15 protein-coding genes are annotated in these 16,808 nt (G+C 52.4%); 13 read left to right on the forward strand and 2 right to left on the reverse strand.

Annotated elements, in window-relative coordinates; translation table 11 throughout:
- The first annotated feature begins 441 nt into the window (after nucleotides 1-441).
- Entirely contained in the window at nucleotides 442-2,796 is a 2,355-nt protein-coding gene (locus ACFFLD_RS13600; protein WP_240720394.1) for a DNA topoisomerase, read from the forward strand.
- Between the two features lie 195 nt (nucleotides 2,797-2,991).
- Complete coding sequence (locus ACFFLD_RS13605) at nucleotides 2,992-3,528, forward strand: hypothetical protein (RefSeq protein WP_386036743.1); 537 nt, start codon at nucleotides 2,992-2,994, stop codon at nucleotides 3,526-3,528.
- A 1,381-nt stretch (nucleotides 3,529-4,909) separates the two neighbouring features.
- On the opposite strand, the gene ACFFLD_RS13610 is transcribed toward ACFFLD_RS13605, so the two are convergent.
- Nucleotides 4,910-5,527 (reverse strand): helix-turn-helix domain-containing protein, encoded by a 618-nt coding sequence (locus ACFFLD_RS13610; RefSeq protein ID WP_035561871.1) that lies wholly within the window; start codon nucleotides 5,525-5,527, stop codon nucleotides 4,910-4,912.
- 142 nt (nucleotides 5,528-5,669) lie between these two features.
- Here ACFFLD_RS13610 and ACFFLD_RS13615 point away from each other — a divergent pair, with 142 nt between their 5' ends.
- On the forward strand, nucleotides 5,670-6,002 hold the full coding sequence (locus ACFFLD_RS13615; protein WP_035561868.1) for a DUF2274 domain-containing protein: 333 nt from the start codon (nucleotides 5,670-5,672) through the stop codon (nucleotides 6,000-6,002).
- Between the two features lie 5 nt (nucleotides 6,003-6,007).
- On the opposite strand, the gene ACFFLD_RS13620 is transcribed toward ACFFLD_RS13615, so the two are convergent.
- Nucleotides 6,008-6,550 carry a hypothetical protein gene (locus ACFFLD_RS13620; RefSeq protein ID WP_035561865.1) on the reverse strand — a complete coding sequence of 181 codons (543 nt, stop codon included), beginning with the start codon at nucleotides 6,548-6,550 and terminating at the stop codon, nucleotides 6,008-6,010.
- Here ACFFLD_RS13620 and ACFFLD_RS13625 point away from each other — a divergent pair.
- The 10 genes from ACFFLD_RS13625 (at nucleotide 6,549) to ACFFLD_RS13670 (ending at nucleotide 16,708) form a co-directional block, all read left to right on the forward strand.
- Nucleotides 6,549-7,124, forward strand: a complete 576-nt coding sequence (locus ACFFLD_RS13625) for a helix-turn-helix domain-containing protein (protein WP_035561861.1) — start codon at nucleotides 6,549-6,551, stop codon at nucleotides 7,122-7,124. The two genes, ACFFLD_RS13620 and ACFFLD_RS13625, sit on opposite strands and share 2 nt — an antisense overlap.
- Entirely contained in the window at nucleotides 7,102-7,803 is a 702-nt protein-coding gene (locus ACFFLD_RS13630) for a hypothetical protein (protein WP_035561858.1), read from the forward strand. The genes ACFFLD_RS13625 and ACFFLD_RS13630 overlap by 23 nt, the downstream gene beginning before the upstream one ends.
- Nucleotides 7,804-7,937: 134 nt before the next feature.
- Nucleotides 7,938-8,807 (forward strand): TraU family protein, encoded by an 870-nt coding sequence (locus tag ACFFLD_RS13635; protein WP_232774892.1) that lies wholly within the window; start codon nucleotides 7,938-7,940, stop codon nucleotides 8,805-8,807.
- Nucleotides 8,792-9,769 carry a type-F conjugative transfer system pilin assembly protein TrbC gene (locus ACFFLD_RS13640; RefSeq protein WP_052703831.1) on the forward strand — a complete coding sequence of 326 codons (978 nt, stop codon included), beginning with the start codon at nucleotides 8,792-8,794 and terminating at the stop codon, nucleotides 9,767-9,769. The genes ACFFLD_RS13635 and ACFFLD_RS13640 overlap by 16 nt, the downstream gene beginning before the upstream one ends.
- A gap of 1 nt (nucleotide 9,770) precedes the next feature.
- The gene (locus ACFFLD_RS13645) at nucleotides 9,771-11,138 is read left to right on the forward strand and encodes a hypothetical protein (protein ID WP_240720392.1); all 1,368 of its coding nucleotides are present in this window, start codon (nucleotides 9,771-9,773) and stop codon (nucleotides 11,136-11,138) included.
- Nucleotides 11,139-11,273: 135 nt separating this feature from the next.
- The gene (locus tag ACFFLD_RS13650) at nucleotides 11,274-13,361 is read left to right on the forward strand and encodes a conjugal transfer protein TraN (protein WP_240720391.1); all 2,088 of its coding nucleotides are present in this window, start codon (nucleotides 11,274-11,276) and stop codon (nucleotides 13,359-13,361) included.
- On the forward strand, nucleotides 13,349-13,939 hold the full coding sequence (locus tag ACFFLD_RS13655; RefSeq protein ID WP_240720389.1) for a hypothetical protein: 591 nt from the start codon (nucleotides 13,349-13,351) through the stop codon (nucleotides 13,937-13,939). Before ACFFLD_RS13650 ends, ACFFLD_RS13655 begins: the two co-directional genes overlap by 13 nt.
- Nucleotides 13,939-14,352 (forward strand): hypothetical protein, encoded by a 414-nt coding sequence (locus tag ACFFLD_RS13660; RefSeq protein ID WP_240720387.1) that lies wholly within the window; start codon nucleotides 13,939-13,941, stop codon nucleotides 14,350-14,352. Before ACFFLD_RS13655 ends, ACFFLD_RS13660 begins: the two co-directional genes overlap by 1 nt.
- Nucleotides 14,349-16,019, forward strand: coding sequence for a type IV secretory system conjugative DNA transfer family protein (locus tag ACFFLD_RS13665; RefSeq protein WP_101146467.1), 1,671 nt, complete (start codon nucleotides 14,349-14,351; stop codon nucleotides 16,017-16,019). The genes ACFFLD_RS13660 and ACFFLD_RS13665 overlap by 4 nt, the downstream gene beginning before the upstream one ends.
- A 344-nt stretch (nucleotides 16,020-16,363) precedes the next feature.
- The gene (locus tag ACFFLD_RS13670) at nucleotides 16,364-16,708 is read left to right on the forward strand and encodes a hypothetical protein (RefSeq protein WP_240720385.1); all 345 of its coding nucleotides are present in this window, start codon (nucleotides 16,364-16,366) and stop codon (nucleotides 16,706-16,708) included.
- The last annotated feature ends 100 nt before the right edge of the window (nucleotides 16,709-16,808 follow it).

Genomic DNA, 16,808 nt, shown 5'->3' on the forward strand with positions numbered 1-16,808 from the left:
AAAAAAAACCCGGCTGGGGAGGCCGGGTGAGGTACAGGGAAACAGGCTCTTACTGGGGAGCGTGGATTGTCAGCACGCCCGGGCCGCGCCCGACTTCAAACTCTGGATCTGCTACTGGGGAGCCCTCTGAGTTGAGAGTGAGAGAGAAGCCGGATCAGGGCTAACTCAGAGGGCTCTCCGGTAGCCCCGTTACCGAGACGACCAGACGGCTAATGCGCATCCCCGAAGCCGTGTCAGGGGAGAGAGGAGATAGCGGACGCAATCCGCTTAATTCGTTCGGCGATGGGTTGTTAAGCTGTTTCTGCTTACTATGTGTTACTATACTAGACGACATTTTTTAAGAATACAACACACTTTAGAGATGAAAGACATCGTATTGTCGGTTGCTTCTGAGCGGTGCTTATTCCGCTTACTTTCCTCTACCGAAGGACGACCTTCAGGATGACATCAAGAGCACTCATTCTGTGTGAGAAACACTCCGACCAGGCCGACAAAATAGCCCCTGCTTTAGGTCTTACGCGCAGCGGCAACGCCTACACCGGCACCTGGAATGGCATAACACTTACCTTAGTTTGGGCCGCTGGGCATTTGCTGGCGCCTGTTGAGCCTTCCGAGGTGAGCCCAGAGGCCAATTGGCGCGATCCCCGCAGTCTTCTGCCCCTACCTACCGCCTTTCCTCAGACGCCTACCGACCGCGGTAAGAAATACCTGGGAAACCTTAAAAAAGAACTCTCTCAAGCAACAGAAGTATGGTTGGCCACCGATCCAGACCGCGAAGGCGAAGCCATCGGGTACGAGATCCTGCAATACGCTAAGTACCGCGGTTCGGTGAAGCGGATGTGGCTGACCGGCTCTATGGAAGCGGCCGATGTTCAGGCCGCGGCCAAGCGCCTCAGGAACGCCGGAGAAACCATATCTTTCTGGCGGGCTCAGCAGGCCCGCGCCAACGCGGATGGCTTCTGGCAGTACCTTGTCCGTGCATACACGGCAACCGCACGCCTGGGCCTTATGGGTAGCGATTTAGCCAAAGGCAAGGGCAAGGCAGGGCTCGTGTCGGCCGGCCGCGTACAGTCCGCCACCCTTGGGCTTGTTGTTACCCGCGATCGCGCAATCGAAGCCTTTATTCCAGTCGATCACTACCAGGCAAAGATTACCCTTGGCGGGGGCGAGCTGACCTATTCTCCAGCCGCCCCAATAGCTGGCGCCAGCAGCATCCAACTGCACGATGACGGCAAGCCAATGTTCCTGGACAGGGCAGCCATGTTGGCCTTCACCAAGCGCTTAGAAACCGTCGATAACGCCGCCATTCTGGAGGCCGAGACAAAGCAAACAGCCAAACATCCACCGCTGCCATACAGCCTCACAGCGCTTCAGCGAGACATGTCAAAAAAGTACGGCCTCACGGCCACACAGACGCTGAAAGCAGCCGATTCAATGCGAAGCGATGGTTACCTGACCTACCCCCGAACAGAGCATGGAGAATTGCCCGCAAGCCTCTATAACCGGACCGATCTGTTGGCCATTTTGGGAGGCGCAGCAAAGGCTGATGACACGCTCATGACGCCAGCTCGGCAAGCTGGACGCCGGCATTGCATGGAGGGTGCCGAGGCGCCACGTCCACGCTGTTTTACCGACAAGCCCATGAACCACCACGGGATCATCCCAACGCGCAAGACACCGAACCTGTCAGAACGCACTGAGGCCGAGCAAAAGGTTTACCTGGCCTGCGCAAAACAATTCATCCAGGCCCTCCTACCAGCCGCTACCGTCGAGTCCCTGAGTGTCCGCGCCAGCATAGATGTTGAGGACGTGATTGAGCGACAGCCAGCGCTGTTTGCAGGCACCTTCAAACGCATCATTGACCCCGGCTGGATGACTGCTTTCGAGGCCCACAAAGAGCAGAAAGACCTGCCGCCACTGGTGACCGGCGCTAACACTCCCGTCGAGGCAGTAAGGCTTCATGAGGCACGCACAGAGCCGCCCAAACACTTCACGCTGCACGACTTACTGAGCGCAATGCTCAATGCAGGCCGGCACGTCGATGGTGAAGATGCAGAAGCACTCCGAAAAGCTGAAGGGATAGGCACTCCAGCCACTCGGGATACCGTTTTGCAGACATTGTTTGATCGTGAATACATAACCACCAAGCGTAAGGGCAAACAGCTGCTTATTGTCTCCACCCCGCGAGGCCGCGCATTCATCGATAACACCCCCTCCGAACTCTCCGATGTGCGTGTGACAGCCGCCTGGGAGCGCCAGCTCGATGCGATCCAGAACGCACCCAACGACACAGCGGCAAAGCATGCCCGTGACAATTTTATAACCGCTCAACGCGACTTCATCACCACCCGTATCAAAGAGGCAATCGACATCATGGACAATGCACCCGAGGCTGTTTTGGCAACGGCCAATGGCCCCACAGAGAACATGGTTTCTGCTGCACGAAAGCTAGCTGCAGCTCGCAGTCTCACGCTACCAGAAGGCATCGAAAAGAGCTTCGAGCTGTGTCGCTCATTTCTGGACGAAGTAATGCAGCAAACACCGCCACCAACTGACAAGATGAAGGCCTTGGCGATGCGCTTAGCGGATGAGAATGAGGTGACATTGAATGGAGAGCTGACCTCCTTCAGGGAGTGTAAAACATTCATCGACAAGTACATGCAGATCCAGGCACCGACCGCGAGAATGATAGCTGCTGCTGAGTCTGCAGCGAAGCGCTACAAAGTAACGCTACCCGAGGCTGCCCGCACCTCAATACAAGAGTGCCGCGTGTTCCTCAACGAGCACCCACGCTAGCCGCGCCGAGAGGTAGGCCGGGCACCCCTTGGGCGGGGCAAGGGCACAAGTACGATCACATCAAAAGCTACCGAACAAGACAATCCCTCGCCAAGGAAGGCGTTCAATTTAACACCTGCCAGACGTACCCGCTCACCACCTTTAAAGCACACAGAAAATATCCTTTAAGATTGATAGGAGACGATAGGAACCGTTATGCATGAAGCCCACCAAGACGACGATGAACTACTGGTTGAAGGCACTAATCAACGTCGCTCACGCCGTACAGTTGATAGAGAGGTACTAGCTCACGAGGCCGAGCTAATGGTCGGCGCACTGACGGCAGATATAGATGCAATTATGGGGGAGTACACAAGGCAGCTACTGGACATCGTTGAACGCATCAGAGAAGCCCAACCACGCACCCATGGTGCGGTACTTTTAGATGTTAGTCGGTGTGGTTATGGATGCCTCGGTTGCCCTCACCCGGTATGGCGTAAATGGGTCAACCGACAACAGCATAGCCGGCATTCTCCATCAACCTGGCATGCTGTGAGAATACAGCGACCAGGGGTAGCAGCAAGAGCGAAATCTGTACCTCAAGAGGCACGGGAACTGATAGCAGAAGCTCTCGTGCTGATCGAACGTAGGGCACGCTTCATCGACCATTTGAAGCGCATCAATAAGGCCATTGGTACTGCACGTCACTATCGACCAGAGCTAGGCCAACATGGCGGCAAAGAGGACAGCTAGACGCTCTTTTTTTTGCGCACCAACTGATTCCTCTATGGCTGGGAGTGTCACTCTACAAGCCGTTTTTGAGACGCTGAACTGGCCTCACGCGGGCTTAGGTGTTCACCGTAATGGTGAACGCACCATGATGCATCTCACCCATTATATGTGTACTCGCTATGCGCGTTACCCCTTCCAACGGAGAGCTATACCCAGAGGCTGGGCAACCACCCTTTGGGTATCCTTGTACGGGGGGAGGATGACAGTTACTAAATGACCGTGCTGGTAGGTATGAGAGGGTGGGGGAGAGGTAATACCCCATACAGGAATCAACCTCCATGAAAGCACCTCCTAATACAATATGTATTCCCTTATATATGAGTATCCCAAGCGCACCATTGCTGACCAAGCTGGCGCCTTCGGTGCGTGAGCAACAACGGTGAAAACGTCCTTGTCGGGGTGTGGGGAGGCCACGCCACCGCGCTCTATGCTGGCGCCTTCGATGCGTGAGCAGCAACGGTGAAAACGTCCTTGTCGGGGTGTGGGAAGGCCACGCCACCGCGCTCTATGCTGGCGCCTTCGATGCGTGAGCAGCAACGGTGAAAACGTCCTTGTCGGGGTATGGGAAGGCCATGCCACCGCGCTCTATGCTGGCGCCTTCGATGCGTGAGCAGCAACGGTGAAAACGTCCTTGTCGGGGTATGGGAAGGCCATGCCACCGCGCTCTATGCTGGCGCCTTCGATGCGTGAGCATGAGGAGACAATAGCGGGCTAGAACGAAGTTGAATCGGGGCGGTTTAAGGAATTAGAAATCGCAAATATTAGGCGTTTCGAGGCTTGCCTCGTGATAGGTCGCGAAGCGGCCCATGTGCTTTTCGTGGACAGCAGAAGAAAGATCGCTTGCTCTCCCACAGCAGTCCTGCTTGCTCTAACAAAACGAAGTGACTTGGGGCGTTTTTCCGGCTTTAACTATAGCAAATCTAGGCGTGTCGTGGCCTGGCTCTTATTCAGCCGCGTAGCGGCTCATGTGCTCTCGTTGACTCAACGAATAACTGCAACGGTGAACACAACAAGAAAGCACACCAGGCCGCACATAAAACCATTCAAAAAGTTGTAGAAAAACCTTCTAAAATAGATACGCGCTAACACAGAATACCGCCTAAAATTAGTCGTTTATATGCAATTCCAGAGATGCTCGTAAACTATCTTTTATTGAGATGGGCGAAGATAGCCGGAGCGACCGCGCCGTATAACTCGAACGATTCACGGACTTATAATCAAATCAGGGTAGTTCGGGGGATGTTCCCTGTCCCTGGCCTAAGGCATGCCTAGTCACCGCGGTTTCAAAGCTACGCTCACCACTGCCACGGCAACTGCATCATTTTCTTGGAAAGGGAAGACCCTATTCCTGACTGGGATATTCCCCCCTGAATTCATCCATGCTCTTGAGCAGGTCCAGGTAATCTACCCCACCCGTAATAAGGCGGGTCTTTGTAGCGCGTTCATACATCCACACACTCCATAACTTCATATGCGTTGAGGCGCCTTCAAGGTCCTTGGGCATCATCCCTCCCCACTCTGGATCGTCAGCCATAAACTGGAGTGCCCGATCAATGGCGCGATCCAGATCATTTCGGGGCGAGTAAAAGTCAGACAGATGTACCTGCTCGGCCAGGATCAAAACCGCAAGCACCGGATAGTTCAGAAACTCTGCAAACTTTTCAATCACATCCCGGCCCAGGCTACTGGCAAGCCTACGTCCAGTTTTCAAGTGGCTTAGAGTGCTCGGCGCAATGCCAAGGTGGTCGGCTAGGTCTGTGGAAGCCAGCCCTTCGCCAACAGCTTTCTCGAAGATAACCTGAACCAACTTATAGCCAGGCGTTTCCGGCTCTATTTGCAGGTAGTCAGTTCTTGGCCCTTTGGGCTTTCCCCTCTGGCCATCCTTAGGGCCTGAACCCCCTTTACGGATTCCTGCGTCGATGACCTTCTGTAGGTCTTTATCATTTTTTCCCTGATCCAAGTTTTTCTCCCCATATGACGTCAGTATGTCATCTAGTCAAATAGAACTATACCGGATAACAAATTCTAATACTTATTGCCTATCCAGCGCCGCACGCTCAGCGGCAAGATTGCATCGCTACATCTTAACCCAGGAGTAAGCAATGCTCATCGGCCGTATTGAACACGATCCCAAAAAACACTTTCCGCTGCAGTTGCCGGAGTCAACGCTTGGCCGCCTTGAACTGTACAAAGAACTTTATCAGCAGACATTCGGCGAGAAAGTTGCAAATAACGATCTCGTGGACCTAATGCTCACGAATGTCATGGATAGAGACCGTGAATTCAAGCGGTTCTTGAGAGAGGAGGAACGAAAGAAAAAACTGGAAGCAAAACAACAGGAACGAGGCACAGGAACTAGCCCCTCAGCTGGTGAAGCTGAAACCGAATCTCACGCTGAGGCACAAAGCCATCAGCGTGAGCAGCACCAGGCATAAGGGTACTAGGTCTCGATATGCTGCGCTTGGATGATCTCACACATCTGTTCTACCTGGGGAACAACACGTCTCCACTTGGTACGCAGAACACGGTGATTGCCTGTAGCCCAACTGCGCACAGAGGTAACAGCCTCGTCAGCAGCCACGGCTATCTGGCGTGGGGTCATTACTTCCATCCAGCGCTCCACAGTAGCTTTGATCTCTTTGGAATCGACCCAAGCACCGCCTTCGATAGCGACGTGCTCGGACATGATTTCATTAAGAGCATTGAGCACTTTGTCATATCCGACCTTTCGAGGGACCGCTCCCCCTGTCCAGGTATGAATGGATGCCACGGAAATCGAGCATCCAAGTTTCCCCGTCAGGTGCTCTGCGATCTTGGCCAGAGTCATGCCGTAATCGTCTCGCAGAGTAGCAATATGTCGAGCCAAGTCACTGTCGGTCTTGCTGCGTTCAGCACGCCCACGGGTTGTCGGAATGCTGATCTTGATTTCGCAGCCATGCCTCTCGAGCGTGTTGATCAGGTCGTTCAGGAGTGCGTCACGCATGACTAACCTCTATGAATATTTGGCAAGTCACCCGCCTTCTGAAATGCAGCGACTTGTTGGTTGGACGGCAGCCCGTTTGCATATCCCCAGGCAATGGCAGGAGGACATGAAGCAGGAAATATACGTTGCCTGGTTTTCTAAGGAATATGACCCTTCGTATTCCCATGATGCGATCATGAAATATGCTGGTGAGGCGGCTTTCCTCGCGGTCAGCACATGGCGCCGCCATACCATCCTACCAGTGACCGTTCATAAAGCCGGTCAGGCTGATAGCGAACCCAGGGCTGAGCAGTTTGATCTGATGGCTGAACAGATCCCTGGTTTCACTGAAGAGTTCAACGACGAAATCGACATTGACCCTGAGGCTTTCGTTGAGACCACTTCGATGGCTTCAGCGCACCTCATCGACCTACCCAAACGCTCAGCTCGAACTGAGCTGTCTCATGAAAACTTGTTGGCCCTTCACTGCGAAGGCCTTTCGCCCGCTGAGATCGCAGCCGCAGCGAACATGACCGAGCGCAGCGTATACCGCAGATTGGAACGCCTTAAACATGGAAACCGTAGTACAGTATAGTAAAATTGCCGCGTTATCGGTAGCACTCTTAGGAGCTGCTTTATCCACTACCGCACTTGCCTCTGATCAGGACCTAGGTGTACTTGGCCCGACTTGGGAAATCGTAGAGCCCGACATGCGGCTGGCGATCGTGGCAGAGGCGCATGGTGTCGACTGGGACTCCGTTAATGAGCACCTAGCAGGGCAAGCTCAAAATCATACGAGAGACATCCCCGATTGGTTCGTCCCGATAGCCGAGCATACCGAAACTCACTTCGTAGATCCGTCCTATACGCTAGGTGAAGACATCGAAGCCTTGAAGCGGCAACCCGATGGTACATACCAGTGGGGAGTCATCTATGAGGCCGGCACCAAGGTCAACCCCCTCAAGCACATACAGCCAGAGAACTGGCTCCTCGTTGTTGATCTTCGAGCCGATGATCAGCGTGAACTGGCCATGACGTTAAAGGCCCGCCACCCAGCCAACCTAACAGTAATCGTCACAGCAGGAGATCCAGGCAGTTTGGCGTCTGATCTTGGCCAAGCCGTGTACTTCGCAGAGGAATGGCATTTCGATCGGCTGGGCATTACGCATACCCCCTCTTTAGCTGGCGTTCGGGACAGTCATCCTGACGTAATCGAAGTGACCCATTTCGCCTATCCCTACGATGTCACCACCCTCGAGGAACACCTGCCATGAAGAGGTTACTACTCTCTGTTCTGACTGTTGCAGCTCTCACAACGGGGAGCGCCTATAGTGCATCCCCGTTATCGGGCTCTGCCGCATGTCGGGGAGAGATTTTCAATCCCATCAACGACCCGAACTGGAACAACATGTTTCCGGTAACGGTAGCTGGAATTTCCATGGGGGGTGGGTCTAATCCTTCCCTTATGCACATGGACCCAATCTGTTTGTGTCCTGGGCCCTATGGCATCGACATGCCAGGTATCGGCATGACGTTCTGGGAACCAACGTTCCTCGCTGAAGTGGCGCGAACACCTGGCTGTATGTCGACTCTCGGTGGCACGCAGGTACTAACCGGATACGACTCCCTGACTTCTAACCAAACGTATGGCTCGGGACGTGGAGATAGCAGCGTTACCAGGATGCAAATCCACTGGTATATCTACCCTCTGTTCAGTGTACTCAACATGATGAGTTCGCTGGGGTGCATGAATACCTCCGGGTTTAACCTTGCAGACCTCACTGAGGTCGACGCCACTTGGCAGGATGACACTTGGACATCCATTGCATTTCCAGAGTCAGCTCTCTTCGCCAATCCAGTTGGTGCTCTCTCGTGCATCCCTGACGCCGTAGCTTCTGCAGCGGGTCGCCCCCTAGACATGATGTTCTGGTGTCAGGGTTCTCAGGGCGTCGTGTATCCCCTCACTGGTTCAAGCACCACTCACAGCTCCCCCCAAGGTGGGAATCTCCACATCCTTGGCAAGTACATGCAGCGTAAGACACGCATGGCGGGCCTGTTATCAACGACCGGCCCTTGGGCTGAATGCCAATCCGTTTACCTGCCGAACATGATTCGCAGCCAATACCGTATTGACCCGGTGGCCCCTGTTGCCAGCAACCAAACTGCTGTTCTTGGAATGTCCGAGTTCCGCTGGGGGATGCTGCCTCCCGCCAACACCGCTGTTCGTACTGATTCCGCATTCTTGATCTGGGTAGGTAAGCAATGCTGCGCACTCTGACCGCTATTACTTTGACGCTATTCAGCACATCTGCGTTAAGCCAACAAACAACCGTAGAAGCCGCCCAAGACGCTTTCTCTGCTCTTCAAGGGTCACAGGCGCTTACTGACCTATTCGATGGCCAGAAGAGCCCTGAGGCAATCCTGGAGGCGATGGGGGCGGACACAAGCGGATCAACATCTGGCCAAGCAGCCGGCTCTGAGATGCTAGGAAACGTCCGGGCCCAAGGTCAGACCGGGGGGATCGCAGACCCTGAAATGGCCGCTGAATGGCAAGCACTGAGGGATTCGTTAGACCTAGGTGAACAGGATCGACTGTATTTCTTCATCTCATTTTCAATGCCCGAAAGCTTGATTCGTGGCTATGCACTTGATGCAGCCAGAGCAGGAGGCGAGCTGGTTCTGCGCGGAGTGGAGCCGGGTATGACGCTCCGTGACTTCACCATGGAGCGCTTGCTGAAGGTGCTACGTCCGGGAGGCATGACAGCACCGATCCAGATCGACCCGCGACTGTTCGATACCTACGAGATCGAGACCGTGCCCACGATTGTCCTTGCCAAGGAAGATCCCATGGGCGTGTGTCAGACCGCCAAGCGCCAAATAGGCGAAATCGATGGTCAGCAGCTCGAGTACCAGGGATGCCCTAAGGGCAACCCAGACAATTACTGGAAGGCTGAAGGGTCAGTAACTGCCCTATATGCCTTAGAGCAATTCAACAAAGGCGGTGCCGGCAATGCCGAGGTCTACATCAATGCGCTCAAGGGCGAGGGCGCCGAAAGCGCTCCTGAGCAGGGAGGCGTTGCGTCAGCACAGTGGGAGTCGATGAGCGACGAGCTAGCTGAGCGCAACGCACAACGACTCCGTGAGCGCTATCAAGGCACTGATCGCGAAGTTTACGACACGCCAATGGGGCCGGCCGTTGGTCCCGCGGGACAGAATATTGATCATCTCTGGGAGGAGTGACATGCCGAAGGGCTCTTGCTTAAAACTGTTTGCCATGGGGGCCGCTTTTGCGGCCCTCGTGCCCTTGAGCGACGTGGCGATGGCCACCCCTAACCAAGCTGGAATGAATGCTGGGGGAGCCTGGGCCAGGGATTTCAACCCAAACAACGCCTTCCGATCAGCTACATCGAGCCTGGGTCTTGAGGATACGAAAACCTCTGGTGAGCTTGGAGGGGAGGTGGGGCTTCAAGTTAAACAGAAACAGCAGCGAAACTTTAGATGCCGCGACGGGGCTCGCCTCACTGCAGGCGGCATTCGAGTTTTTATCGAAGAGTGTGAACAAAGCGACAATGGTGAGCTTGAGCGGATCAGTGTTTCCGTATGTGACGCACTAACTCAGGGAATACGGTGTAGCGAGAACCGCTATACGGTCACAAGAGAAATACCGTCCGGGGGAGAAGCCGCCTTCAGCAGAGGCAACCTTTACGGAGCATATCGAGTCGAGGCTGAATGTTCTTCATCGTCTTGCACCATGACTATGCACCAACTTCACGGGGATGCATGGGGGGGCAATGACATGCGTCAGAAAGGGAATGATAGAGTCAATCAAGACCCGAATCACCCGTCTAATACCATTAGTGATGTTCGGGATAACCCTACTTTTGAACGTGGCAGCAATTTTGCTGATGATCGTTCAAAGTGTCTCGGCAATCAAATAAATCAACTGTTCAGTGAAGGTGATATTCCAGTTTCATGTGACCCCAACGACCCAAGAACAATTGATTTTCTTGACATCAATGTGGGGGGAGAATGCAAGCCGGATAAAATCACAACCGATTCCTGCGTGGTCGATATACCAACAAGACTCGTTACTTGTGAGCCTGAATCTCGGGAGTGTGAGGTAAGAAGAGACTCCGCAGAGTTTAGCTGCGCTAGAAAACTTGAGGTGACGGGAATAAAAATACCGACATGTAATAATGGCGATCACCTTTTAACTATAACGAGCGACCCCTGCCCTAGCTGCGTCGATTACCTCAGATATAACTTTTACTGCCAAGACCAAGGCTACCGAGTTGTCTATGACACGGTAAAGAAGTCAGATGGTTCACGTCATACAGGCCCTCACTCAAATGTTGTCAGTGGCGGATTAAACACTACTGTACCTAAAACAACTGTTATAGAGGACTTTAGCGGTAGTAAATGTTTTCGAGTAGCTTACGAGCAGAACTGTAATGGCACTACCTGCAATGTCACAGCTTACTTTGAAAACCCTTGCAAGAACATAAGCTATGCAGGTTCAAATAGCTTCCCTATACCAATGAGAATCGAATTCACAGATAGAGTGATCGATGAATGTACTGGTTTAGAAAGCAGACGGCCTGAGTTATAAACTATGAAATATATTCATTTAGTAGCTTTATTAATCTACCTAATAATACCCCAGGTTACCTTTGGGGCTTTAAGCGACTACCAAGAGTGCTACAAGGTCGGAGAGACATGTATTGATTCTGCCCCCAGAACGATAATGGGTAAAACAGTCAGACGAGAGTGCTGGGAATATGCCGTTACTTATAGATGTTACGGCGATCCATATAGCCACACTTGCAATCTCGAAGCACTACAGAACGATGATGACTGGGAGTTGGTAAACACGTTTGGAGAAACATATCCAGCGACCTATTCGCAATATTCACGCATTCTTCCTGACAGTTGGATCGAAGAATGGCAAAAGAGCGAGTCCACATGTAGTGCCGACACTTCTTATGGCTGTGGCCCAGATATAAGCAGGACAGATATAAAAGATGCTTCTGGTAATATTGTTGGCCAAAAAGTAACTAAGCGCTGTTACATCGGCGAGACACCACGTTGCAATAACGACCCGAACTGCAACATAACGAGCTACGACTGCACCATAAAGCAAGACGGTTTATGCGTTCGGCAGGAACAGACATATACATGTCGGGAAGATGGGAAATGCGATCCTAGCTCCTACGAAATTATGCCTGAAGTTAGCGATGATGAAGGCGCCTTCTCAGACGCTATTGCAGCGGCAGGTGTCATGGACATGATCGCTGCCGAGGGTGGGCTAGATGAAAACATGCGGATCTTTTCTGGCATGGAGCGCGAGTGCAAAGCGATTACAAGCGATTTCCGTCGCATGATGGAATTTAACGCAACCGTATCAACGGTTTTGGCAACGTATTTTGGCGGACCGCTTGGAGCTGTCTTGGCTGGCACTGCTTCGGCAGACATTCTAAATGCTATTGAGCACATGCAATGCTGTCAGGAAGACCCAGAAGATGTCGTTTTGACCAGCTCATTTATCTCTATGGCAACAGGAATCGGTGCTGACTACTGCGACCTCGAAGATGTAGAGCTTGCTGCTGCTCGCATGGCGAAACGAGCCGTCCAAGTTACACCCGGCTTTGTTCCCACCAATAATACGCTATGCACGTTCGCAAATTATATTTACAACGCGCCTGCGAAAGGTGACATGTCCTACGCGAAGCAAATATGCGCACATTGGACAAGGCCATGGTCGATTGCGAACACCCAAACTCAGGTGGATAGATACCAACGCTGGTGCGAGTTTGACTCGATGCTTGCCAGAATTATTCAAGAACAGGGTCGAGAACAGCTTGCCGAGTTGGCTTCGCAAAACGCAGGTGGAGCTGTTACCAAGCGCATTGAGTTTCCTTTTTACAATTCTGCCGGAGGATGGTCGAACGAGCTAAATGCCAACGGCAATCGAGTGCGGTTCTGGCAGTGGAAAGAGGAATGCTCTACCGATGAAGGCTTTACCAATTCGATGTTATCTAGATACGACTGCCCTTCAAGCCCAGACATTTATGCAGCGGTCTGCTCTGAATCGTCATGCGGGGCACCGCCTGATCACCCTGTTTATGGCTTTAGCCCAGGCTGGGAAACCCATCGCTTAGCAGCAGAGGATCATCACACCCGTGCGATCAACCGATATTCGGTTGTAGAAGGTGGGTGTTTTGAAGATGGCAGCTGTGAATACAAAGTTCACGCTTGGAAAGCTGGCGCTGGTGGTCAGATGCGCATTCCCTTAGATATGAAGTGGCCAATCAATTTTCCTAATGATGGCTGGGGCGAGTTTTCTTGGGCGCATAACAATGTTCACTTCGAGGCATATACAAACCCTCTAGGTTCAGAATCCCCTTCCAGAGGGCTGCGCATGTGTATCGGTTCATCATATGAATGCTATGACAATGCGGCGTGGAATGAAGTCAACATCCAGAATGACATTACTAATTTGAATAACTATGTCAGCAACAGTCCACCAGTGACTCTCACTGGTGGATGTTCCGTTGAGGAATGTGAGTTTAGAGCTTCAATTGAAGTCAATCTTACAGCTAAGCCTTGGTACACCTACTCAGAAAAGAAATACGAGCCGTGCATGCTAAAGGTTTTGGGTAGCTGTGTGACAAAGGCCTCCACAACTTACGATCGTCAGTACAAGCCAGACTGCACCGGGTTCACTATTGACGAGTTCCTTGCACTTGATCTCGGCGATATGGATTTCTCGGAGTACGTGGAAACGTTGTCGGAAAAAGCACAATCGGAGTTCAACCAGACATGGGCAAGATAGCTTTAATTCAAGCTACTTGTGTGGTGATGGTATTGGCATCTACTGGCTCCTTCGGGAGCCCAGTAGACCGAATCACTGCCCAAGCTGAAGCGCTGGCATCGGGTGCAGCCGGTTCAGAGGAAGTTGTGCAGAACGCGGGGCAGAGGCCTTTCATGTTCACGCCCAATAATGGGTATGTAGGCCTAGAAACCCAGCTAGATGTATCGCTCACTTATACGTCCTTTGAGAACGGTGGGCAGAACGTTAGAAGAGTTGAAAAAGCAGTTGTCGACTGGGGTGACGGCTCAAGTCCGACCACAGTGACCCCTGGCACACCCGCCTACCATACGTATGGCCACCGCAATAAGGAGGGTGCCATTACACCTCATGGAAGTATTGTCTATACCGGCAGGATTACGTTCGTGACTACTTCAGGCAATGCATATACCGAGCAATTTCAATATAGCATGTGGCATTCCTTTATTGACTCGCTTGTTCCAGGAGGAAGATCGCTACCCAACAACATGCTGCCGAGCGTTAGTGGGGCTGGTGGCAGGGATCGTTTGCCCAGTGGCTTCTTTGATAGGAACAACAAATAATGCAAACTCTTTTCAAGGCTGCGCTGATCATGGTGGCAACAACCATGCCTTTGTTTGCCAATGCTCAGGAAGGCGCCAATGAACCCGCGCATCAGCTTTATGGCGGTCATGATGCTGGCGCGCTACTTAGCAAGTCGCTTATGGTGACCAGCCAGCTAGATTGGCTCAATGCCTGGTCGCTGAACCTTGGAGGCAATCCACCAGAAGATTTGCCCCATGGCTATATCGGAGTTCTAGTCTTCGCGTCCTACCCAGGACACCTCATAAGCCTTCATCCTCTGGACGACAGCTCATCTTTGATGATTCGCTGCCATCAGGCACCGCTGCCCGACAGCCGTAGCTACATCGCCCCCTCTGCATGGGCAGCCGGGATGTTCCGTGCTGATAGCGTGACGCTGGAGGATTGCCCATGATAGCCGGCAGAATGGATGCGCTGGCACTTACCGCCATTGCAGCCGGCGTTGCGGCCGCTACACCTTGGGCTGTCGGCACCTTCCCAGCATGGCCTGCTGGCGTCCTGGGTTCGCTGGGCATGGCGCAGCTCACATGGAGCCAGGCTATGGCCAAGCTGCGCCAGTACGACGAGGATTCCCGAGAGGGCTTCGTGCTGCCTTCAGACGAGCCAGTAGATGATAAGGGGCCTTCCTTACATATCGGCCTGACCACCGACAAAAATACTCGAATCAACATGCCCGACATCCTCGGGCAGCGACACACTGCGATCGTGGGTCAGTCTGGTGTGGGTAAGACTACTCTTGGTGAATATATCCTCTGGCAGCAAACTGCGCGTGGGCGCGGATGGCTATTCATTGACGCCAAGATCGATCGGGACACTCGGGATCACCTAGCGTACATGGCCAAGGTGACAGGCCGCGAAGATGAACTCTACATTATCGACGTGTCAGACCCCGATAACGCCAATACCTATAACCCTGTTCTCCACGGCGATCCTGATGAAGTGGCATCGCGGCTGATGAACCTCATTCCTTCTGCGGAGAACAATCCAGGCGCCGATCACTACAGGCAATCCGCCAATCATGCACTCACTGTCATCATTGCCGCTCTGCAAGCCTCCGGTCAGTTATATCACTTCGGAGATCTATCAATTCTATTGCAGTCCGATAGAGCCCTTGAAAACTTGGAGAGAATGACTCCTCAAGGGCCTGAGAAGAGGGCGCTATCGATCTTCCTCGATCAGTTCCGTACCCGTACCAAGGAAGGGACAAAAATCGACCTCAACCGCATGAAGCAAACGCTGGGCGGGATGGCAGGCCGGATTGCACTGTTCGCCCAGGGTAAGTTTGGAAAGGTCTTCAACGTTTATGCCCCGGAAATCGTGCTTACCGAGATTATTCGTAAGGGCCACATGCTTTATGTCTCGCTTCCGACGATGGGAAAGGACACCGCAGCCCTCAACCTAGGGAAAATGATCGTCTCGGACATTCGCTCTGCTGTTGCCTACATTCAGGATTTACCCAAGGGCGAAAGGCCAGAGCATTTCATCGCACTTCTGGATGAAATGGGTGCTTACGTAATGGAAGGGGTAGGGCGTCTCTTCGAGCAGGCGCGATCGGCCAATATCGCACTGATTCCAGCCTTCCAGTCCTTCAGCCAGCTTAATCGAGTCTCGCCAGACTTTGCAGACATCGTGATACAGAACACATGGAACAAAATATTCTTCAAGTTCGGTGCGAAAGACAGCCCTGAAGAGGCCGCAGAAATACTAGGTAAAACCAAGCGTTTTCAACGTACTGTCTCAGTCTCGGCTAACCAGGGAGAGAGTGCGCAGTATTTGAGAACCACCCCACAATCCAGCATGTCCGATGGCGGCGGCATGGGTGAAAGCTGGCGCGAAGTTGAGGAGTTCAGGGTAACACCGGATCAATTGAGAGCCATGGATATGGGGCAAGCGGTCATGATGATGGGCGCTCGCATGTATCATTTGAGAACGCCAATGATCAACTACCCCAAACACATTCCTTCATTTAAGGTAATAAAACGCAAGATGAAGATGCCTGCCGACAAACAGGCGCTTAACTTCGAGGAACGGCTAAACGAGTTTCTTACAGCAACTGTTTAGGGGGTAGTTATGATTACAGTGTTATTTTGGGCGACAATCGCCATTTTCGCTATGTTGCTCTTAGGAATTCTTCCGGGAGTAAAAGAAGTCTTTAGGCCGCTCATGGACATTATATCCAAGGGAACCGTCGAGGTATTGAAATTCGCTGGGGGATATATTCTTTGGCTTGCCAAGACGATAATTCATGCCCATATCGACCTTGTTACCCACTTATGTCATAAGCGCTCATACTTTGACCCAGCAGAAAAGATGAGAAAATAGCCGCTTCATGCTGTACATTGAAATCGTCGTATAGTATTATTACACAATAGTAAGGTAATTGCGTCGATCGCTGGGAGATCGAAATGGCTAACAATAATCGCAAAGCTCGCCGCCAACGTGCGATCGCAGCCCGCCAAAGTGCCGCCCGGAAACCCAAGGGTTCTTTCGTAGTCAATGAGCTTCAACACTTGATCGGTGCAGAAGAAGAAGATGTTGTACGTGCCGCTAGGTGGAGAGCCAAACAGAACATATACGTATTTCTGATGGTGAACTTAGTAATAATTCCAAGCCTATTAATATTTACCTATTTCACATGGGATAGTGCCCCTGGCAAAGTGCTTCCCTTTATTTGGGCAGGGTATGCTCTGGTTCTTATATTCCAGACCAGGGCGATGTTGAGGTTCAAACAGATCATTAAAAATGCATGAAGAAAGGCCCCTCGCAAGGGGCCTTTTTCTTATGGGCGGGTGCCCATTAATTCTCGCGGATCAATATCTGACCCTTGGTTAGGGGGATGTTGAGGTTCAA

The sequence above is a fragment of the Vreelandella sulfidaeris genome (genome assembly GCF_042429665.1).
Taxonomy (GTDB): Bacteria; Pseudomonadota; Gammaproteobacteria; order Pseudomonadales; family Halomonadaceae; genus Vreelandella.